Source organism: Exiguobacterium sp. SH5S13 (assembly GCF_004337085.1).
GTDB lineage: Bacteria > Bacillota > Bacilli > Exiguobacteriales > Exiguobacteriaceae > Exiguobacterium > Exiguobacterium aurantiacum_A.
The window spans coordinates 70,743-90,174 of sequence record NZ_SJUS01000002.1; the positions used below are offsets into that span (position 1 = coordinate 70,743).

Sequence of the window (19,432 nt, forward strand, 5' to 3'; positions counted from 1 at the left end):
TAGCGCTGACCGTTAAACGTCAGCGCTTTTTTTGCGGAATAAAAAAAGACGACCGCAGTCGTCTTCGTAGTAAGTCAACATTAACCTGGGATTCCACCGAAAATCAATGTTGCGACGCCGAAGAATCCAAAGACGAGCGCGGTGATTCCGGCAAACGCAAGTGGAAAGAATTGGCGTTTTTTGAATGAACGGGCCATCCCCCAAAGTGCAACAAGTGCTACGATGAGTGAAATCCATCCAAATGGCTCATACAAATGCATGACGAGTTCCCCCTTTATTATACGTCATGAAATTCATAAAAATTTCACTGAAATATCACTATTATTTTATCCGAAATAACACACGCTGTCGAGCAAAGGTTGCCACCGCTACAATTTTGCCACAATATCGTTTAGAATGGTTGTGGAGGTGTTTTAGATGAATATTGTAAAAATCACATCGGGCCTTGCCCAAGAGAACGGATACGTGCTCGAACAAGACGGAACGGTCGTTATCGTCGACCCGGGCACGGACGACCCGAAATTCTTTGAGGTGGTGGAACGTTTCGGCGGATTGAACGCCATTTTGTTGACGCATGCCCACTTTGACCATATCGGCGGAATCGACGCGCTGCGCGATCGCTATCCGGTGCCGGTCTATGTTCATGAAGCCGAGCGGTCATGGCTCGCCGACGGCGAAAAGAACGGGGCGGCGAAATTCCATCTTCCGCACTCGTCGATGCGACCGGCCGAACGGATTTATCAAGGTAAGAAGCTGGAGATTGGTGCGTTTACAATCGAGTTGCACCACACGCCGGGCCACTCACCAGGGAGTGTCACCTTGCACATCCCGAGCGAACGTGTCGCCTTTTGCGGGGACTTGATCTTCAAACAATCGGTCGGCCGGACCGATCTTTTCGGCGGCGACCAATCGACGCTCCTCGGGTCGATCGATCGGATGCGTCAATTATTGCCGGCCGAGACGGTGCTCTATTCAGGTCACGGACCGAAGACGACACTCGAAGCTGAAATTCGTTCAAATCCATTTTTTGAGCGGTGAACATAAAAAAAGATTGTCTCGACGAGAGACAATCTTTTTTTACATTTGGAAGTTACTCCAATACGTGAAGACGACGAAGAAAACAGTCAAATAAGCGCCGAACACGTATACATACGTTTTTTCAGTCAGTTTCAAGTAGCCTAGTGCGACAAAGAAAATTGTTTGAGCTAAAAAGACAAGACCCATTACGACGAAGTCACCAGTATGTTCGCTACTGCTTTGATCTCCACCGAGTGCGCCCACGAAAGCCAGCGCCGCGATCAACCCAGTCCAAAAGCCTAGGACACGGAACATTCTCGCCATGTTAATCCCCCCATACGTACATTATTCCATTCTCATTCACTATTTTACCAACACATTCAGAAAAATGCTATGAAAACGTGTGAATTGAGCAAAATAATCGTGAAAAATATGTGAAATCAAGATGTTGTACAAAGTTGTACAAAAAACCAAAAAAAGTTGTACAAACTATGTACAAAGTACAGGATAGGTTGTATAATCAACTTACAAGCATTGAACGGAACAGGTTGTCAAATAAAAGGAGGCGCTGAAAGTGGCAAGTGAACTTATGTTTTATACGTATCCAAGCTGTACGTCGTGTCGAAAAACGAAAGCGTTTTTACAAGAGCAACAACTTGACGTGAACGAACGCCATATTTTCCGAGACGCTCCGACGGTAGACGAACTCTTGACGCTACTTGCACTTAGCGAAGACGGAGTCGATTCACTCCTAGCAACGAGAAGTCAAGCGTTCAAACAGCTCAACGTTGACGTCGATGAATTGAAACTGAGCGAATTGCTGAAGTTGATGAGCGAAAATCCGAAGCTGTTGAAACGCCCGATTTTGACAGACGGTAAAGAAGTTATTGTCGGCTACGACAAGGCGTCAATCGAGACGTATGCCCGCCGCCATGATTTGACTTCGGTAAACGTTTCATAAGACAAGTCCACTTTCCTAAGAGTGGGCTTTTTTTTATGCTCATTTATGAGGTGGGGACAATGAAACTGGTGATTGATCGATTGATTAAAGCGGCGCGACGGCTCGAGGCGAGCGATGTCCATTTCATGCCAGGCAAAGACGCCGTTATCGTACAGGCGCGTCACGGGACGTCGATCACAAAGCTTGAGACGATACCACGTCCAGACTACGAACGGCTCACATTACATATGAAATATTGGTGTTCATTGGCTGAAACGGATCATCGGGTTCCGCAATCTGGGATATATGATCGGAACGAAGAAATGATCCGGGTCACGTTTTTGCCGTCATTTACTGATGTGCTCATGTCATGGCGTCTGCCGAACGTCTCGTTCCAACTTCAAGAGTTGTTATCTGAAGTGGATGTGTTGCGTTTTCAAGGCATGGCTGAGCTGCGGCACGGCTTGTTTTTAATCGGTGGCGCGACCGGGGCCGGAAAAACGACAGTCCTCTATGCTTTTCTTGAAAGTTTGAAGAACCACCGGATCGTGACGATCGAAAACCCTCCCGAACAGCAATTGACGGGTGTGATCCAGCTCGAGGTGAATGTATTGGCAGGACTGGATCATAAACGTTTGTTGAAAGAAACGTTGCGAGCCGACCCGGATATCATCGTTGTCGGGGAGGTGCGGACGAGTGAAGAATTGCGTGTCGCGCATGATGCGGCACTGAGCGGACATTTGACGATCGCGACGTTTCATACGGCGAGTATCGAAGACGGTGAACGCCGTCTCGAACAGTTGATCGGCAAAATAGAGGTGCCGCGCCATTGGTGTGTGTTGCAGCGGAGAGAGGAGGTGACTTGCTCATGGTCGATGTCCGTTCCAGTAGGGAGCTGAACACGATCCGGCGCTTCCTGCGACTGCAAGCACGAGGGGTCGGGTTGAAAAAGACGTTCGAGACGCTCGAGTTGCATGAGCGGGGGAAGCAAAAACAACTGATTCGTGTGATGCGGCAAAAGCTCGAGAGTGGTCTGGCACTCGCCGACGTGTTCTCTGAACTCGTCACGGATGCCCGCATGCGAGACATGCTTGTCACGGCGGAACGGGGACATCATTTCATTGAAGGTCTAGAACAAGTGCTTGCCTTATCGATGATGCGTCGAGGCCTGCAGCAAGAGTTAAAACAACTGGCGAGGTATCCGCTCGTCATCTTGACGATGCTTTTAGGGCTTGGTGCCATTTATGCGCTGTACATCTTTCCGAAATTGCTCTCGATGGTGCAGGTCGACGATTTAGACGGAATCAGCGCCATCCTCTTGTCACGAGGTTTTTTCCCGGGCTTGTTCGTCGCGCTCATCTTGACGGGCGGCGGGAGCTATTGGGTCGTGAAGCGAGGCCGGTCCGTCCCGATCCAATTCGTCGAGCGGGGAAGACGACTGTATGTCACGTATTTGTTTGTCAGCGAACTGTCCTTACTGAGTGAAGGGCAAATTTCGGTGCGTCACGTCATCGAGCGTCTCTCTTATGGAGAAGGGGAAGTGGCGCAAATCGCCCGGCGCATCCATGACCGGATGTCTGGTGGAATCGAGTTGGAGGCGGCGGCCCGAGAGGAACGTCTGCTCGACCATGAAGTCGTCAGCTTGTTCGGGGTCGGGACGGTGAGTGGAGACCTCGGATTGATTATGGCGTTACATCGAGACTTGATCTTTGAAGAGATGGAACTGTATTGGAAGCAACTGATCGCCAAGACGGAGCCGCTTTTGTACGGCTTCTTGACCGTCATGGTGACGATGATGTTCTATACGATTTATTTGCCGGTCAAACTAATTATGGCCCAACTATGAGGAGGAGAATTATCGTGGCAAAATTCAAATCAGACTGTCAGGCAGAGCAAGGGTTCACACTCGTTGAAATGGCGGCAGTCTTACTAATCATCTCGGTCTTGTTGCTGCTACTCGTCCCGTCTATGTCGGACGGGAAGTCACGGGCGGATAGCGTCAGTTGTGAAGGGAGCGTACGGATTGTCGAATCTGAAATCAATTTATATTATGCGGAACATAAGGCGTATCCAGAATCGCTCGCCGTCATCAAACGTGCTTCGACCGAGAACCCGCTCGAATATAGCTGTCAGTCGATGACGTACACGTACACGCCGAGCACAGGTGCGTTGGCGCTGAAATGAGACAAGGCGGCTATACGCTCGTCGAGATGGCTTGGGTACTCGTCGTCCTGTCGTTACTCCTTTTAGTGGCGACACCTACCGTCCGTTCGATGGACCGACTCGCGCTCATCGACTTCACGGAGGCGCTCGTCCAAGACATCGCCGAGGTCGGTCAGTATCCGTACGTGGCCGCCAATGAAAAATGTGTCCCGCGCTTGAGATGGTATATGAAAGAACGGCGGTATCACATCACGTGCGGGACGACGTCGATCACTTCAGGCATCGTTCCCGACGGTGTCGAGATGAGTCTGCCGACAACGAACGAAATCGTCTTTTCAAAGTCGGCGGCGACGTATGCCGGACAGTGGAAATTTTACACGGGCCAAGTCGCGGTCACGTTGAAGTTCAGGATGGGCACGTATGAGCCGGAGGTGATCCATAGTGGGGGAGGATGAGCAAGGCGTCACGTTTTGGGAAGTTTGTTTAAGTCTAGCCCTCCTGCTCGGATGGGTCGGTGTGATTGCGCCGTTCGTTACGGCGGGTACGGAGCGGGTGGAGCGTCTCGAGGCGACGGTTCGGACTTATGAACGGCTTCAAGGGGAGGTGTTGCTCGATGCGGCCGATCCAAGCGGTGAAGTCGAAATTTGTGAACAAGACATATGTCTGCCGACGCTCTGAGGGTGGCTTCACGTTGCTCGAGATGACGTTCACATTATTGTTGCTCCCCTTGTTCATCGGGCTACTCGTCCACTTTTTAGCGCTCGGGGAGGCGTTTTACGAACAACCGCGCGGTCAAGTGAACACGACACCACAACTCATCGTCCGCAAACTGTTCGACAGTCGTGACTGTCAGGTGCGAGAAGGTAGACTCGTCGGTACGTACGTTCGACCCGATGAGACGACGTGGATGTGGACGCTCAAGCAGATCAATCGGAACTTAGTCATGGTAGGCGAAGAGGGAGGGAACTTGTTATTTATAAGAGGAATCGATGGTTATCGCGTCGAACCGTTAGGAAACGGCTACCGGATTCAGTGGACCGACTCGATCGGTCCGCGGGAGAAGTCCGTGATGTGCATGCGCTCGGGTTCTTCGTCATCTCTACGCTAGTCCTCTTGACGTGGCTATTAGCTGCAGCATTGTTTTGGTATACTGATATCGAACGAAGCACGGAACGTCTGACGCTCGAAATTTTGGCGATTCGCTTCGAATCCCATCTCATGGTCGCCAAACATTCGTGCCAGACAGAAGCAGAGATCATCGTCAAACCGACGGGTACGGTTTTCTGCCGACCGCTCGGGCCAGGTACGACGGAGGTCGAGATCCGGTTGAAGACGGGAGAGAAGCATAAAGAGGTGATTTATTTCGATGACTAGACCGTTTTACATCATCGGGTTTATGGGTACAGGTAAATCAAGCTTAAAACGATATCTTGAAAAATCGAATCATGTCATCGATTTGGATGAAGCGCTCGAACGGCATCTTGGAATGGGTTTACCTGCTTATTTCGCCCGACACGGTGAGAGCGCGTTTCGAGCCGAAGAGACGGCGATGCTTCGAAACGTTCATGCGGACTATATCGTGACAGGTGGCGGAATCGTCGAGCGCTCAGAAAATATCGAATGGATGCGACGGCATGGGCGCATCGTTGCCCTTGAGTTGCCGTTCGAACTGTGTTGGGGGCGTATTAAAGACTCGGACCGTCCGCTCGTGCAACTTGGTAAAAGGAGCGTCGAGGCGCTATACGAGCGCAGGCGTCCGCTTTACGCTTACGCCGATGTGACAATCGACGCCTCATTGAGCTCGGAAGCGATTGCTTGTGAACTAGATCGGTTGAAGGAGGAAGACAGATGATTTGGATTAATCTTGGTATTATCGTGCTCGCACTCGTCGGGCTAGGTGGATACGGATTTTTATTGTATCGGAACAAAATGAAGACCGATCTGCGCCGTGTGAAACGGTTGACGGAACGGTTTACGATTCGAATGAACGTGATTCAAGGCTTGGTCGGTGAGATCAAACAGCACATCGACACGGTCAACGCATCGGTGAAGCAAATGAAGGCTTATTCGGTTAAAGTGAAAGACGAGTCGCTCGAACTGAAACAGGCAACGGTCGGCCTTACGAAGGAAATTAAGCGGACCGCTGGAATCGATCGTTCAGGCGTTTCCACTGAGACTGAAATATGAAATAATGAGGATGAAAACGTTTTCGTTTTCAATCCTCTTTATTTTTGCCCATTTTTGCTAGGCAGCGCGTCAAAAAATTGATAGAGTGGAATAGAAAACGAAATATTTCATCAAATGCATTACTTACGTTCGGGATTGGGGGATATTATGGAGAAGTTAACGTTGAAACGTACGCCTTTGTACGACCTGATTTCTACGAAGGCGAAGATGGTGGATTTTGCGGGGTTTGAGATGCCCATCATGTTCTCGTCAATCAAAGAAGAGCATCAAGCGGTTCGGGAGCGGGTTGGTATGTTCGATGTATCGCACATGGGGGAAATTCGGATTGAAGGTCCGGACGCGTTCGAAAACGTCCAACGTCTTGTGACGAATGACGTCTCGAAGCTGAATATCGGGCAAGCGCAATACAACTTGTTCTGTTTACCTGACGGCGGGGTCGTCGACGACCTGCTCGTCTATCGGCTCGATGAAGACGCGTATTGGCTCGTCGTCAACGCCTCGAATATTGAAAAAGACGCGGCCCACGTCCGTCGATACGTATCAGGGGACGTCACTGTGACCGATGAATCGGATGCGTACGGTCAAATCGCGATCCAAGGTCCGATTGCAGAAACAGTACTCGGACGAATCACGGACTTACCGCTACATGAGATCAAGTTCTTCCGGTTTTTGAGCGGCGACGTTGCCGGTGTGCCAGCAATCATCTCGCGGAGCGGCTATACAGGTGAGGATGGGTTCGAAGTATACGCCCGGGCCGAAGACGTCGCGAAGATTTGGACTGCGCTCGAAGCAGAACAAGTGACGCCGTGCGGGCTCGGTTCACGTGACACGCTCCGTTTTGAAGCTTGTCTGCCGCTGTACGGGCATGAGTTAGACGAGACGGTGACGCCGTTCGAGGCCAACTTGAACTTTGCGGTCAAGCTCGATACCGACTTCGTCGGGAAAGATGCCCTCGTCAAACAAAAAGAAGATATTCCGCGCCGTCTGATCGGCTTGAAGCTGCTCGGCCGCGGGATTGCCCGACAAGGTGCGCCCGTCTTGTTTGACGGCGAGACGATCGGCGTCGTCACGACGGGAACGATGCCGCCAACCGTTAACGAATCGATCGCTTGGGCCCGGATCGATCGCCGGTTTGTCGAACAATCAAACTTCATCGTCGAAGTTCGGGGCAAACAAATAGAAGCCGAACGTGTGCCGACACCGTTCTATAAACGTAAATGATACAGGGGGATTCAGAATGAACAGAATGGAATTTCGTTATTTACCGATGACCGAGCAAGACGAACGCGATATGCTCCAGACGATCGGTGTCGAATCGATCGAAGATTTGCTTGAAGATATCCCGGCCACGCTCCGGGAGACGGCATCGTTATCTGCCATCGGCGCTCCGCTCCCAGAAGTCGATCTCGTCCGCCACATGACGAAGCTTGCCGAGAAGAACCTTCACACGAAATCACATCCGAGTTTTCTAGGAGCCGGCATGTACGACCACTTGTCGCCAAGCGTCATGAACCATATGTTGCTCCGTTCTGAGTTTTACACGGCGTACACGCCGTATCAACCTGAAATTTCACAAGGTGAACTGCAAGCGATGTTCGAGTTCCAGACGATGATTTGTGAACTGACGGGGATGGACGTCGCCAACTCGTCGATGTATGACGGCATTACCGCACTCGCGGAAGCGACGTACCTCGCGAGCGCTCATACGAAGAAGAAACGTGTCATCGTCTCCGGTGCTGTTCACCCGGAAGCGAAAGACGTCATCCGCACATACGCGGATGGACCGGGACTTTCAGTTGAATATACGCATGTTGCGGCCGGCGTGACGGATTTGACGGACGTCGATTTGACGGACGCCTCGTGTCTCGTCGTTCAGTACCCGAACTTCTACGGTCGCGTCGAGGACTTGGCGACGCTCGCGAAAGCGGCCCATGATGCCGGTGCGCTCTTTGTCGTATCGAGTAACCCGCTCGCACTCGGTATTTTAGAGTCTCCTGGTGCGCTCGGTGCCGACATCACGGTCGGGGATGCCCAACCGTTCGGGATCCCACAAAGTTTCGGTGGTCCATCGTGTGGCTACTTCGCCGTCAAAAAGGCGCTCATGCGTAAACTGCCGGGTCGTCTCGTCGGTCAGACGGTCGACGAGGACGGGAAACGCGGCTTCGTCTTGACGCTACAGGCACGAGAGCAGCATATCCGCCGCGATAAAGCGACATCAAACATCTGCTCGAACCAGGCGCTCAACGCGCTCGCCGCCTCGATCACGATGTCCGCGCTCGGGAAATATGGGATTCGTGACATGGCCGTCCGCAACATTCAAACGGCCCACTATATGAAAGAGGCACTGAAGTCGGCCGGTTACCCAATCATCGACGAAGGACCGATGTTCAACGAGTTTGTCGTCGATTTCGGTACCGATGCCGAAACCGTGTCACGCCGCTTGCTTGACAATGGGATCATCGGTGGATTGCCGCTCGGAACGTATGATGCTGATCGTCAAACACAGATGTTGCTATGTGCGACCGAACTGCGCACGAAAGAAGAGATTGACGGATTTATTGAAGTGGTTGGGGGGACGAACTGATGCAACACGAACAAACGCTCATTTTTGAAGTGTCACGTGCCGGACGTACCGGTTACAACTTGCCGACACCGACCGTACCAGAAGTTGATATCGAGGCGCTGTTACCGGCGTCGATGATTCGTCATGAGGTGGCCGAACTGCCGGAAGTGTCGGAACTAGATGTCGTTCGTCACTATACGTCGCTGTCGACGCGGAACCACGGTGTCGATTCCGGCTTCTATCCGCTCGGATCATGTACGATGAAATACAACCCGAAAGTGAACGAAGATATGGCACGTCTGCCTGGGTTCGCCCACATCCACCCGCTCCAACCGATCGAATCGGTGCAAGGGGCGCTCGAGATGATGGTCGACCTTCAAGACCAGCTCGCTGAAATCACGGGGATGGACGAAGTGACGCTCCAACCGGCAGCCGGTGCCCACGGGGAATGGACCGGACTCATGTTGATCAAAGCGTTCCACCAGCATAACGGCGATATGAATCGGACGAAAGTACTCGTCCCAGACTCGGCGCACGGGACAAACCCAGCTTCGGCCGTCGTCGCCGGATTCGAGACGGTCACGGTCAAATCGGATGAGCGGGGACTTGTCGACCTCGCTGACTTAAAAGCGAAAGTCGGAGCCGACACGGCAGCGCTCATGCTCACGAATCCGAACACGCTCGGGTTGTTCGAGGCGGACATTCTTGAAATTTCCAAAGTCGTCCATGAGGCAGGCGGTAAACTGTACTACGACGGGGCCAACTCGAACGCGATTCTAGGGATCGCCCGTCCTGGTGATATGGGCTTTGACGTCGTCCACTTGAACTTGCACAAGACGTTCACAGGACCGCACGGCGGCGGCGGCCCGGGCTCGGGACCGGTCGGCGTCAAGCGCGACTTGATCCCGTACTTGCCGACACCGATCGTAAACAGAGCGGATTCAGGCTTTACGCTCGATTACGATCGCCCGCAGTCGATCGGACGCATCAAACCGTTCTATGGAAACTTCGGCATCAACGTACGCGCCTACAGCTACATTAAGACGATGGGCGCCGAAGGGCTGACGCGCGTCTCACGCGAAGCAGTGTTGAACGCCAACTACATGTTCGCCCGTTTGAAGGACGCGTTCGATGTGCCGTACGACACGTACTGCAAGCACGAATTCGTCTTGTCAGGTAAACGTCAAAAAGCACTCGGTGTCCGTACGCTCGACATCGCCAAACGATTGCTCGACTTCGGATACCATCCGCCGACGATCTACTTCCCGCTCAACGTCGAGGAGTGCATCATGATCGAGCCGACCGAGACGGAATCGAAAGAGACGCTCGACGCGTTCTGTGACGCGATGCTCCAAATCGTCAAAGAGGCAGAAGAGAATCCGGAGATCGTTCAGACGGCGCCGCACACGACGGTCATCAAACGACTCGACGAGACGCTCGCTGCCCGTAAGCCGGTATTGAAGTATGAGCGACGTCAACCATCGTCAATCAACTAAGCCACAACCCGCTCGCAATTCGCGAGCGGGTTTTTGATTTGTGCCAAGATGAGTGGTTGTGACGATTGTATGAACTAAAAAATGTCTTAAATGTGAATAGTTGAATAAGTGTGTGGACTTGAAACTATATAACTAGCAAACTAGTTATATAAAGGAGGTGATGAAGATGGAATGGGCTTTGAAAACAGACGAAGAACTTCGTGAATCCTTACGTATCTGTCAATTTGATGAGGAAGAGCTCGAGCGACAAGCCGCCTTCCATAAAGGGCTGGCAGATCCAACTCGGTTAAAGATCGTCCGCCTGTTAGGCATAGTCCCGATGTGCTTATGTGAACTGTCGAGCGCGCTCGAGATGCCGAACTCTACGTTGACACATCACCTCCGTTTGCTAGAGCGTGGTGAAGTCATTCGCTCGACACGCTTGGGACGGAACACCGTTTTTCAATTGATAGAGAAAGAAGTGGGTGAACATGTTTGATCGGATTGGAGACTTTATCGCATACGACGTCCTTGATCTAAGTGGCCGTTTCGGTGAAGCTGTACAATTTTTCGTGATGGACGTCGTGAAAATAACCGTGCTGATGAGCATTATGATTTTTGTGATCGGATATATTCGCAGTTATTTCCCTGTAGAAAAAGTTCGCGACTATTTGAGTGGCAAGCGGAAAATTGGCGGATATATTGGTGCCGCTGGTCTAGGCGTCTTGTCACCATACTGTTCCTGCTCGACGATCCCCTTTTTCATCGGGTTCGTGGAAGCGGGTATTCCGCTCGGGATGACGTTCACGTTTCTCATCACGTCACCGATTGTGAATGAAATTTCCATCGTCCTTCTCATCTCGATGTTCGGTTGGAAGATCGCGTTCTTATATGTATTTGCAGGGGTGATGGTCGCATTGTTCGCTGGCCTGCTAATTGAAAAGTTACATCTTGAAAAGTATGTGCAAGACTACGTATATCGCATCAAAAGTCAACAAGTCGCGGTCACGGTTGAATTATCACAAGCAGATCGTTTAGTGACAGCGCTCAATGGCGTCTATGAGACCGTAAAAAAAGTGGGGCCTTATTTACTGATAGGGATTGCGATCGCGGCAGGGTTTCACGGGTTCATCCCGGCTGAGTTCATTATGCGTGTCGCAGGGGGAGATAACTGGTATGGCCCAATCATTGGAACGTTGATCGGGGTTCCGCTCTATTCCAATGCGATCGGGACGTTGCCGGTCATCGAAGTGCTCGTTGGGAAAGGAATGGCGATCGGAACGGCTCTTGCGTTCATGATGTCGACCGTCGCTTTGTCTGTACCTGAAGGTCTATTGTTGAGCCGGGTGTTGAAGAAAGAGCTCGTCATCATTTTCTTCGTCATTGTGACGTTAGGGATCATGATAATTGGTTACTTATTCAATTTTATACTATGAGGAGGAGTCGAACATGAACATAAAGATTTTAGGAACCGGGTGTCGCAATTGTAAGACGCTGGAGCAAAACGTCGTAGAAGCGTTACGGCTAACTGGAAAGACAGCGACGGTTGAAAAAGTGACGGATATCGAACAAATCATGTCATATGGAATTATGAGCACGCCTGGCCTTGTCGTCAATGAGGAAATTAAATCGGTAGGGACAGTTTTAACACCAAAGTCAATCGCTAAATTCTTTTGAACGTTCAATCAAACAAGCGTTGCCCCAACGAATGTTGGAGCAACGCTTGTTTGTGAGGGTCAGTCTTTTTTGACTTTCCCTTTCCAGTTTTTAAATCCGCCTTCAAGCATATAGATGTCGGTGTAGCCATTTTTCATGAGCAGTTTGGCTGCCTGGTTCGTACGTGACTTGCCTTGGCAGTACATGAGGATCGGTTGATCTTTCCGTAGCTCTTTCATCCGAAGTTTCATCTGGCCGACCGGGATATTACGGGCCCCGATGATATGGCCTCCCTTGTACTCATTCGGTTCACGGACGTCAATCAGTTGTCCTTTGCGGAGCGAAGCACGAAATTCTTCTTGTTTCATTTTTTTCAAACCACGAGCCGGCATGAAGCGCCAGACGATATATGCGATGAGCGCAGCCCAGAGGATGATGACGAGGATTGTTTCGATTCCCATTGATGTTCTTCCTTTCTTTATTAAGTTTCACCAACATTCATTATAAAGAATTTAAGGTCATGAGACAATGATTGACTAGACGATTTGCCCGTTCTGCTTTCGGTTTTACACGGGTTACGCTAAAATGGAGATTGGAGAACGGAACATAAGGGGAGGCTACGCCCATGCCGACACCGAGTATGGAAGACTACTTAGAACGAATCTACTTACTGATGGTCGAGAAAGGATACGCCCGTGTATCTGATATCGCCGAACATTTAGGGGTGCATCCCTCCTCAGTCACGAAAATGGTGCAAAAGTTAGACCGGGAAGGTTATTTGGTGTATGAAAAATACAGAGGCCTGATGTTGACGAATAAAGGGCAGAAGATCGGCAAGCGGCTCGTCGAGCGGCATACGATGCTCGAGTCGTTCCTACGGCTGATCGGGGTCGATGAAGCGCACGTCTATGAGGATGTTGAAGGCATCGAACATCATTTGAGCTCGAACACGCTCGACTGCATGACCCAATTCGTCGAATTCTTTGAAGACAAACCCGAGCTGATGGAGCAGTTTCGACAGTTTCAGGAACTAAATATGACACGCGATGAGTGAAATCGACCGCGATCCGATCGTCGAATCGGGTAGCGGTCTTTTTATGCACCTGAACCGAAAACCGAACATTAACATCATGTTATTGAATTAAAGTCTATTTTTAGGGTGATTGTATGATAGAATAGTTGCTGGATAGATAAATGAGGGGGTGACGGCGAACGATCGCCGAAAAATGAACATTCAAATCAAAGGGAAGTTATTTGATGAAGCACAGATCAAACAGCGCGTCGCTGAACTCGCGGAACAGATCGAACGTGATGCGGCCGGGACGCCGATCGTCCTCGTCCCCGTGTTAAAAGGTTCACTCGTATTCGCCGCTGATTTGATGCGACAGATGAAAGGAAGCGTCCAACTGGACACGGTCGCGACTTCGTCTTACGGGAAAAAGTCGGTCTCGAGCGGGAACGTCCAACTTCGGAAAGATCTCGACCTCGACGTCGAAGGGAAATATGTCGTCATTATCGAGGACATCATCGATACCGGTCAGACGCTCAAATTTTTGTGTCAGCATATGAAGCTGCATCAACCGGGAGAATTGAAAATTTGCACGTTGCTAGATAAACCGGCTCGTCGCCTCGTCCAACTTGACGCGGATTATGTCGGATTCGAGATTCCAGATGAGTTCGTCATCGGGTACGGTATCGACTACGCGGAACAATACCGCAACTTACCGTATATCGGATTTGTCGATACAGACTAAAAGGAGCGCCTCGAGAGGCGCTCCTTTTACATGTTCGCTTTCTTTTTCTTCTTGCCTTTTTTTCCTTCGATGACGGTCAGGTGAGGGGCATCGCTGCGGTGGACGCTCGTACGTTTCGACAGTTTGGTCACGTTCGAGCCTGGTTTGGTGTTCTTTTTCTTAGCGGCCGCTGCGGAAGGTTTGACTTTGGGGCTATTGCCTGGTCGCGCCATCCGTTTTTTCGACGCTTGCGCGGTCTTCCGGTAACGCACGTCCTCGGCCGAAATTTTAGGAGCCATGAAGACCCGGTAAATCACGTAAAAGATTAACCCGAAAATACCGATGAAGAGCAACTGTCTGAACAATCGACCAGGATCGGTCGCTAACATATGTCCGACTCCGATGAAGCCCAAGATGAACACGATGGTCGCCGCGGTCGAGCCGATTCTTTGTCTGATCATGGTGTTTTCCTCCTCTTTATCCCTCTCTTTGGACGTCTGGTTGACCGAGCTCGGAACGTTCCCACGTCTCGAACGCTTCGATGGCGACGCGGATCTGTTCGTCGTTCGGTTCGCGCGTCGTTAGTAGTTGCAAGGAAAGTCCTGGTTTACCGAGCACGGATAAGAACCGATGCTCCCGGAAGCGATTGGTGAATTGAAGCACCTCGAACGAGATGCCGATGACGACCGGCAACAGCGCGATCCGGCTGACGAGCCGGACCCAAAGTGGGTCGATTGGGACGACCATATAGACGCCGATGCCGACAAAAACGGTGAACAGGATGAAGCTTGAACCACACCGATAGTGGAGGCGTGAGCTTGAACGGACGTTATCAACGGTGATCGGTCGTCCGGATTCGTAGCAGTTGATAACTTTATGCTCGGCGCCATGATATTGGAAGACGCGTCTGATGAGCGGGGTCAATGAAATCAAGTATAGGTAGCTGAGCAGTAATACTAGTTTAATTCCCCCTTCGAGCAGGTTTTGAATCACGTGACCGGACAGTGCGGGCACGTTTTGGAACATAGCGGCAAGGAGCGCCGGGGTGACGTTGAAGATCAATTTGCCGAAGATGTAAGAAATGACACCGACGATGGCGATCATGATGACCATGAGGATGTTTTGCTTTTGCTCTGGCTTCTCCGTGACGTCTTCGCTCGGGTCGACGTCATAGCGATCGCTCGCGAAGTTCATGTGGGCCGAGCCGTTCTTTAACGACTCGTATAAAGCGACGATGCCGCGAAGGAACGGGACTTTTTTCAACGATTGGACCCACGGGACGAGGAGTCGAGGCTGTTTGAACGTCTCGATCGATCCGTCTTTACGCCGGATGGCCGAGGCGCTCTCGGTGCGTCCTTGGAACATGACGCCTTCGACGAGTGCTTGACCGCCGACGGGGATCAACTGTTTATTTTTCATAGGTTCTCCTCGATTCTGACAAGTATATAGTTGAATTATAACGTGATTTGATCGAAAAACGAAACCTCAGGTGACGCGATTATCGCTCTTCGCATAAATTTGTTACAATAAGAAAGACTTGACGAATGAGGGGGAAGGCTTGTGCATATACTTGTCTTGAATGGACCGAATTTGAACTTGCTAGGTAGACGGGAACCGGATGTGTATGGGGATGTCTCGCTGAAAGGCTTGACGGCAGAACTGTTGCTCGAAGCACCGGGAGATGTTCGTCTCACGTTCATCCAGTCCAATCATGAAGGTGAGCTGATCGATGCGCTGCATGAGGCGTATGATTACGCGGGCGTCATCTTGAACGCCGGGGCGTATACGCATACGTCGATTGCATTGCGGGACGCGATTGCCGCTATTTCAGCCCCGGTCGTCGAAGTACATATCTCGAACGTGCATGCCCGTGAGTCGTTTCGTCACGAATCGAAACTTGCCGGTGTCTGCCTCGGCGTCATCAGCGGCTTCGGATTGACGAGCTATACGCTCGCGTTGCATGCACTCATCGAACATTGGAGGAATCGACATGATTGAACGCGTCAACAAGCTACAAGCTCAGTTAGAAATGAACGGGATCGATGGATTGCTCGTGACGAAACGAGAGAACATTCGTTACTTGTCTGGGTTTACCGGGTCGAGCGGGGTCATCTTGATCACAGCGAAGGCGGCGAGTTTCATCACGGACTTCCGCTATACCGAGCAGGCGGCTAGCCAAGTAACCGGTTATGACATCATCGAGCTCGAAACATCGCTCATCAAGTCGGTGTCTGACATCGCGAGCCGAGAAGGGGTGAAGCGTCTCGGGATCGAACAAGATGACATGACGGTCGGGACGTATCGGACGTATGAAAAAGAGGTAGCGGCTGAACTGGTCGAGACGTCAGGGATCGTGGAAAAGCTGCGCTTGATTAAGGACGAGGCAGAGATTAAGATAATGAAGGAAGCTGCGGCGATTGCTGATGCGGCGTTTGCCCACATCCAGACGTTCATTCGCCCGGGACGCACTGAGAAAGAAGTCGCCAATGAGTTGGAGATGTTCATGCGCGGCCAAGGTGCGGATTCGTCTTCATTCGATATGATCGTCGCTTCTGGTCATCGTTCGGCATTGCCGCACGGTGTGGCCAGTGACAAAGTCATCGAAGCGGGTGAACTCGTGACGCTCGACTTCGGAGCGTACTACAAAGGGTACTGTTCGGATATTACGCGTACGCTCGCAGTCGGCGAGATCTCAGACAAATTGCGCGAGATTTATGACACGGTGTTACGTGCCCAACTGGCAGGCGTGGAAGGGACTCGGGCCGGCATCACCGGCATCGAGGCTGACGCGTTGACGCGTGACGTCATCAAAGAAGCCGGGTACGGCGAGTACTTCGGCCACTCAACCGGTCACGGACTCGGAATGGAAGTACATGAGGCGCCAGGGTTGTCGTTCCGGTCTGACACGGTGCTCGAACCTGGGATGGTCGTCACAATCGAGCCTGGGATCTACATCGCCGGCATCGGTGGCTGCCGCATCGAGGATGATGTCGTCATCACGAAGGATGGAAATGTCCGTCTCACGCAGTCGCCAAAAGAGTTAATCACGATTGAGGCTTGAGTCTCAGCTCATTTTTAGGAGGAAATCACTATGGTATCAGTAAACGATTTAAAGACAGGGTTAACAGTCAAAACATCAGACGGGTCGATTTGGCAAGTCATCGAGTTCCAGCACGTCAAACCAGGTAAAGGCGCAGCGTTCGTTCGTACGAAAATGCGCAACTTACGTTCTGGCGCGATTCAAGAGACGACGTTCCGGGGCGGCGAGCGGGTCGAACGCGCTCACATCGAACGTAAAAAAATGCAGTATTTGTATCCGATGGGCGACACGTACGTCTTCATGGATACAGAGTCGTATGAGCAGCTCGAATTGACGGGCGAGCAAGTGAAAGCGGCGCTTCCGTTCATGCTCGAGAACATGGAAGTGAGCATCGCTGATTATAACGGTGAGATCCTCGGGATCGAACTTCCGACGACGGTCGTCTTGACGATCACAGAAGCTGACCCAGGTGTTAAAGGGGATACGGCGTCGAACGTCAAAAAGAACGCTACGGTCGAGACGGGCCATATCATTCAAGTCCCGCTCTTCATCGAGCCAGGTGAAAAAGTGACGGTCGACACACGTACCGGCGACTTCATGGGACGTTATAACGGGTAATACGAGCAGTGTCCATTCAAACGAATGGGCACTTTTTTTGTCGTTGCATTCACTGGTCTGACCAGTTATAGTAGAGTAGAGATTAGTACCAGGTATAAATAGGGGGTTATTTCATGCAAATCGATCACATTAAAGAGCTGATTGAACTGCTCGACCAGACGTCTATCCATGAGATGGAGCTCGAGACGTCCGAGTTCAAACTGTCATTAAAAAAAGAAACGGCGCAACAAATCGTCACGAGCACACCGCTTGCTCAACCGAGTACTGCTCCGTTATCTGCACCAGCCGTAGACGAGAGCGAAGCGCCTCAAGCGGAAGTGAGCAACTTACGTACCATCACATCACCGATGGTCGGAACGTTTTATTCACGCCCGGCCCCGGATAAAGACACGTACGTCAAAGTAGGCGACCGTGTCGAGACGGGTCAGGTCGTCTGTATATTAGAAGCGATGAAACTGTTCAACGACGTCGAGGCCGAAATCAGCGGGGAAGTCGTTGAAATCCTCGTCGCCGACGGCGATTTAGTCGAATATGGCCAAGCGCTCTTTAGCGTGAAGTGAGGGTGCTATGAAATTACTCATTGCAAACCGCGGCGAGATCGCGGTACGAATCATTCGGGCAGCCAAAGAAATGAATATCCCGACAGTCGCCGTCTTTTCGGAGGCGGATCGTGAGGCGTTGCACGTTCGTCTCGCGGACGAGGCGTATTGTATCGGGCCGAACCCGTCGAAAGACTCTTATTTGAATATCCCGAACATCTTGTCGGTCGCTTGTGCGGTCGATGCGACGATGATCCATCCGGGGTATGGATTTTTGGCAGAAAATGCCGAGTTCGCCGAGATGAGTGAAGCGTGCGGGATCCAGTTCGTCGGTCCGAGCAGCTATGCGATTCGGAAGATGGGCATTAAAGATGAAGCGAAACGGACGATGATCGAGTCAGGTGTTCCTGTCGTCCCGGGATCGAGCGGTGTCGTGACGGATGATGAGGCGATTGAACTCGCTCGAGAAATCGGTTATCCGGTCATTATCAAGGCGACGGCCGGAGGCGGCGGACGCGGCATTCGTGTCGCTTTCGACGAAGAAGAGCTCATCAAAGGACTCGTCGCGACCCGTAAAGAAGCGAAACAAGCTTTTGGGAACGGTGACGTCTATTTAGAGAAATATATCGAATCGTTCCGTCACGTCGAGGTGCAAGTGCTCGCTGACCAGTATGGGAACGTCATTCATTTAGGAGAACGGGACTGCACGATCCAACGCCGGATGCAGAAACTGATCGAGGAGGCCCCGTCGCCTGCGATCGACGAGGCGACGCGTCAAGCGATGGGAGAAGCGGCCGTCAAAGCGGCGAAAGCGATCCAATACTCGAGCGCCGGGACAATCGAATTTATTTACGTCCCTGAATCGAACGAGTTTTACTTTATGGAAATGAACACGCGAATCCAAGTCGAGCATCCGGTCACGGAGATGATCACCGGCTTTGATCTCGTCCAAGCGCAACTTGAAGTCGCGCTCGGGCATCCGCTCGCCATCTCACAGGCCGATATCGTCTTTAGCGGTCATTCGATCGAATGCCGCATTAACGCCGAAGACCCGTTCACCGACTTCCGTCCGATGGCCGGCAAGATCGATCAATATATCGTTCCAGGAGGAATGGGGGTACGGGTCGACAGCGGCCTGTTCGCAGGCTCCGTCATCCCGCCGTTTTATGACTCGATGGTGGCGAAGCTGATCGTCCACGCCCCGACGCGCGAGGAAGCGATCGCGAAGATGCTCCGGGCCCTTGACGAGTTCACAGTATCGGGCATTCATACGACGATCCCGTTCCATCAACAAGTTATGGCGCACGAACATTTCCGCAACGGTGCGTTCGACACGAAATTTGTCGAAAAAGAAATGATACTGACGAAATGAGTCGAACGAGGAAGCCCGAACATTATTTCGGTCTTCCTCGTTTTTTGTACTGAATTTGTGAGTGCTTTATGCTAAACTATCACAGTCAACAACCCGCCACTTAACGCCTTGACGGTCCGTTTGAGGTGG

29 protein-coding genes are annotated in these 19,432 nt (G+C 51.5%); 24 read left to right on the top strand and 5 right to left on the bottom strand.

Annotated elements, in window-relative coordinates; genetic code table 11:
• Positions 1 to 80: 80 nt before the first annotated feature.
• On the bottom strand, positions 81 to 260 hold the full coding sequence (locus EVJ30_RS01750; RefSeq protein ID WP_070327033.1) for a DUF2759 domain-containing protein: 180 nt from the start codon (positions 258 to 260) through the stop codon (positions 81 to 83).
• A gap of 157 nt (positions 261 to 417) precedes the next feature.
• Here EVJ30_RS01750 and EVJ30_RS01755 point away from each other — a divergent pair, with 157 nt between their 5' ends.
• Positions 418 to 1,038, top strand: coding sequence for an MBL fold metallo-hydrolase (locus EVJ30_RS01755; RefSeq protein WP_131458753.1), 621 nt, complete (start codon positions 418 to 420; stop codon positions 1,036 to 1,038).
• 39 nt (positions 1,039 to 1,077) lie between these two features.
• On the opposite strand, the gene EVJ30_RS01760 is transcribed toward EVJ30_RS01755, so the two are convergent.
• A complete protein-coding gene (locus EVJ30_RS01760) occupies positions 1,078 to 1,341 on the bottom strand; it encodes a DUF2626 domain-containing protein (protein ID WP_070327035.1) in 264 nt (87 codons plus the stop codon).
• Between the two features lie 265 nt (positions 1,342 to 1,606).
• On the opposite strand from EVJ30_RS01760, the gene EVJ30_RS01765 reads away from it, so the two are divergent.
• The 16 genes from EVJ30_RS01765 to EVJ30_RS01840 all read left to right on the top strand — a co-directional run bounded on the left by EVJ30_RS01765 (position 1,607) and on the right by EVJ30_RS01840 (position 12,022).
• The gene (locus EVJ30_RS01765; RefSeq protein WP_016510368.1) at positions 1,607 to 1,978 is read left to right on the top strand and encodes a Spx/MgsR family RNA polymerase-binding regulatory protein; all 372 of its coding nucleotides are present in this window, start codon (positions 1,607 to 1,609) and stop codon (positions 1,976 to 1,978) included.
• Between the two features lie 59 nt (positions 1,979 to 2,037).
• On the top strand, positions 2,038 to 2,856 hold the full coding sequence (locus EVJ30_RS01770; RefSeq protein WP_236635962.1) for an ATPase, T2SS/T4P/T4SS family: 819 nt from the start codon (positions 2,038 to 2,040) through the stop codon (positions 2,854 to 2,856).
• A complete protein-coding gene (locus tag EVJ30_RS01775; protein WP_131467848.1) occupies positions 2,826 to 3,803 on the top strand; it encodes a type II secretion system F family protein in 978 nt (325 codons plus the stop codon). Before EVJ30_RS01770 ends, EVJ30_RS01775 begins: the two co-directional genes overlap by 31 nt.
• Before the next feature lie 14 nt (positions 3,804 to 3,817).
• A complete protein-coding gene (locus EVJ30_RS01780; protein ID WP_131458756.1) occupies positions 3,818 to 4,141 on the top strand; it encodes a prepilin-type N-terminal cleavage/methylation domain-containing protein in 324 nt (107 codons plus the stop codon).
• Positions 4,138 to 4,575 carry a prepilin-type N-terminal cleavage/methylation domain-containing protein gene (locus EVJ30_RS01785; protein ID WP_131458757.1) on the top strand — a complete coding sequence of 146 codons (438 nt, stop codon included), beginning with the start codon at positions 4,138 to 4,140 and terminating at the stop codon, positions 4,573 to 4,575. The genes EVJ30_RS01780 and EVJ30_RS01785 overlap by 4 nt, the downstream gene beginning before the upstream one ends.
• On the top strand, positions 4,562 to 4,798 hold the full coding sequence (locus EVJ30_RS01790) for a hypothetical protein (protein WP_070327040.1): 237 nt from the start codon (positions 4,562 to 4,564) through the stop codon (positions 4,796 to 4,798). The genes EVJ30_RS01785 and EVJ30_RS01790 overlap by 14 nt, the downstream gene beginning before the upstream one ends.
• Complete coding sequence (locus EVJ30_RS01795; RefSeq protein ID WP_131458758.1) at positions 4,734 to 5,228, top strand: hypothetical protein; 495 nt, start codon at positions 4,734 to 4,736, stop codon at positions 5,226 to 5,228. Before EVJ30_RS01790 ends, EVJ30_RS01795 begins: the two co-directional genes overlap by 65 nt.
• 5 nt (positions 5,229 to 5,233) lie before the next feature.
• Positions 5,234 to 5,494 carry a hypothetical protein gene (locus tag EVJ30_RS01800; protein ID WP_161568811.1) on the top strand — a complete coding sequence of 87 codons (261 nt, stop codon included), beginning with the start codon at positions 5,234 to 5,236 and terminating at the stop codon, positions 5,492 to 5,494.
• A complete protein-coding gene (locus EVJ30_RS01805; protein WP_236633366.1) occupies positions 5,487 to 5,972 on the top strand; it encodes a shikimate kinase in 486 nt (161 codons plus the stop codon). Before EVJ30_RS01800 ends, EVJ30_RS01805 begins: the two co-directional genes overlap by 8 nt.
• Positions 5,969 to 6,307 carry a hypothetical protein gene (locus EVJ30_RS01810; RefSeq protein ID WP_070327043.1) on the top strand — a complete coding sequence of 113 codons (339 nt, stop codon included), beginning with the start codon at positions 5,969 to 5,971 and terminating at the stop codon, positions 6,305 to 6,307. Before EVJ30_RS01805 ends, EVJ30_RS01810 begins: the two co-directional genes overlap by 4 nt.
• A 147-nt stretch (positions 6,308 to 6,454) precedes the next feature.
• A complete protein-coding gene (gene gcvT / locus EVJ30_RS01815; protein WP_131458760.1) occupies positions 6,455 to 7,528 on the top strand; it encodes a glycine cleavage system aminomethyltransferase GcvT in 1,074 nt (357 codons plus the stop codon).
• Positions 7,529 to 7,553: 25 nt separating this feature from the next.
• On the top strand, positions 7,554 to 8,891 hold the full coding sequence (gene gcvPA, locus EVJ30_RS01820; protein ID WP_131464900.1) for an aminomethyl-transferring glycine dehydrogenase subunit GcvPA: 1,338 nt from the start codon (positions 7,554 to 7,556) through the stop codon (positions 8,889 to 8,891).
• Positions 8,891 to 10,366 (top strand): aminomethyl-transferring glycine dehydrogenase subunit GcvPB, encoded by a 1,476-nt coding sequence (gcvPB, locus tag EVJ30_RS01825; RefSeq protein WP_131458761.1) that lies wholly within the window; start codon positions 8,891 to 8,893, stop codon positions 10,364 to 10,366. The genes gcvPA and gcvPB overlap by 1 nt, the downstream gene beginning before the upstream one ends.
• A 166-nt stretch (positions 10,367 to 10,532) precedes the next feature.
• Positions 10,533 to 10,844, top strand: coding sequence for an ArsR/SmtB family transcription factor (locus EVJ30_RS01830; RefSeq protein WP_236634048.1), 312 nt, complete (start codon positions 10,533 to 10,535; stop codon positions 10,842 to 10,844).
• Positions 10,837 to 11,781: a permease gene (locus EVJ30_RS01835; protein WP_131458868.1), complete on the top strand. Its 945-nt coding sequence runs from the start codon at positions 10,837 to 10,839 to the stop codon at positions 11,779 to 11,781. Before EVJ30_RS01830 ends, EVJ30_RS01835 begins: the two co-directional genes overlap by 8 nt.
• A 13-nt stretch (positions 11,782 to 11,794) precedes the next feature.
• On the top strand, positions 11,795 to 12,022 hold the full coding sequence (locus EVJ30_RS01840; RefSeq protein WP_131458867.1) for a thioredoxin family protein: 228 nt from the start codon (positions 11,795 to 11,797) through the stop codon (positions 12,020 to 12,022).
• Between the two features lie 59 nt (positions 12,023 to 12,081).
• Here the strand turns inward: EVJ30_RS01840 and EVJ30_RS01845 are convergent, their stop codons facing one another.
• Positions 12,082 to 12,462 carry a rhodanese-like domain-containing protein gene (locus EVJ30_RS01845; protein WP_016510373.1) on the bottom strand — a complete coding sequence of 127 codons (381 nt, stop codon included), beginning with the start codon at positions 12,460 to 12,462 and terminating at the stop codon, positions 12,082 to 12,084.
• Between the two features lie 164 nt (positions 12,463 to 12,626).
• Between EVJ30_RS01845 and mntR the strand changes: the two genes are divergently transcribed.
• Together mntR and hpt are read left to right on the top strand one after the other, a co-directional pair.
• The gene (gene mntR / locus EVJ30_RS01850) at positions 12,627 to 13,055 is read left to right on the top strand and encodes a transcriptional regulator MntR (RefSeq protein WP_070327049.1); all 429 of its coding nucleotides are present in this window, start codon (positions 12,627 to 12,629) and stop codon (positions 13,053 to 13,055) included.
• Positions 13,056 to 13,227: 172 nt separating this feature from the next.
• On the top strand, positions 13,228 to 13,755 hold the full coding sequence (hpt, locus tag EVJ30_RS01855) for a hypoxanthine phosphoribosyltransferase (RefSeq protein WP_131458866.1): 528 nt from the start codon (positions 13,228 to 13,230) through the stop codon (positions 13,753 to 13,755).
• Between the two features lie 26 nt (positions 13,756 to 13,781).
• Here hpt and EVJ30_RS01860 read toward each other — a convergent pair whose 3' ends face one another.
• Together EVJ30_RS01860 and EVJ30_RS01865 are read right to left on the bottom strand one after the other, a co-directional pair.
• On the bottom strand, positions 13,782 to 14,195 hold the full coding sequence (locus tag EVJ30_RS01860) for an SA1362 family protein (RefSeq protein ID WP_016510385.1): 414 nt from the start codon (positions 14,193 to 14,195) through the stop codon (positions 13,782 to 13,784).
• Positions 14,196 to 14,211: 16 nt separating this feature from the next.
• Entirely contained in the window at positions 14,212 to 15,153 is a 942-nt protein-coding gene (locus EVJ30_RS01865; RefSeq protein ID WP_131458865.1) for a DUF1385 domain-containing protein, read from the bottom strand.
• A gap of 141 nt (positions 15,154 to 15,294) precedes the next feature.
• On the opposite strand from EVJ30_RS01865, the gene aroQ reads away from it, so the two are divergent.
• The 5 genes from aroQ (at position 15,295) to accC (ending at position 19,303) form a co-directional block, all read left to right on the top strand.
• Complete coding sequence (aroQ, locus tag EVJ30_RS01870) at positions 15,295 to 15,732, top strand: type II 3-dehydroquinate dehydratase (RefSeq protein WP_070327052.1); 438 nt, start codon at positions 15,295 to 15,297, stop codon at positions 15,730 to 15,732.
• The gene (locus EVJ30_RS01875) at positions 15,728 to 16,795 is read left to right on the top strand and encodes a M24 family metallopeptidase (RefSeq protein ID WP_070327905.1); all 1,068 of its coding nucleotides are present in this window, start codon (positions 15,728 to 15,730) and stop codon (positions 16,793 to 16,795) included. The genes aroQ and EVJ30_RS01875 overlap by 5 nt, the downstream gene beginning before the upstream one ends.
• Positions 16,796 to 16,825: 30 nt before the next feature.
• Complete coding sequence (gene efp, locus EVJ30_RS01880; protein WP_070327053.1) at positions 16,826 to 17,392, top strand: elongation factor P; 567 nt, start codon at positions 16,826 to 16,828, stop codon at positions 17,390 to 17,392.
• A gap of 113 nt (positions 17,393 to 17,505) precedes the next feature.
• On the top strand, positions 17,506 to 17,952 hold the full coding sequence (gene accB, locus EVJ30_RS01885) for an acetyl-CoA carboxylase biotin carboxyl carrier protein (RefSeq protein ID WP_131458864.1): 447 nt from the start codon (positions 17,506 to 17,508) through the stop codon (positions 17,950 to 17,952).
• A 7-nt stretch (positions 17,953 to 17,959) separates the two neighbouring features.
• On the top strand, positions 17,960 to 19,303 hold the full coding sequence (accC, locus tag EVJ30_RS01890; protein WP_131467850.1) for an acetyl-CoA carboxylase biotin carboxylase subunit: 1,344 nt from the start codon (positions 17,960 to 17,962) through the stop codon (positions 19,301 to 19,303).
• Positions 19,304 to 19,432 lie beyond the last annotated feature (129 nt).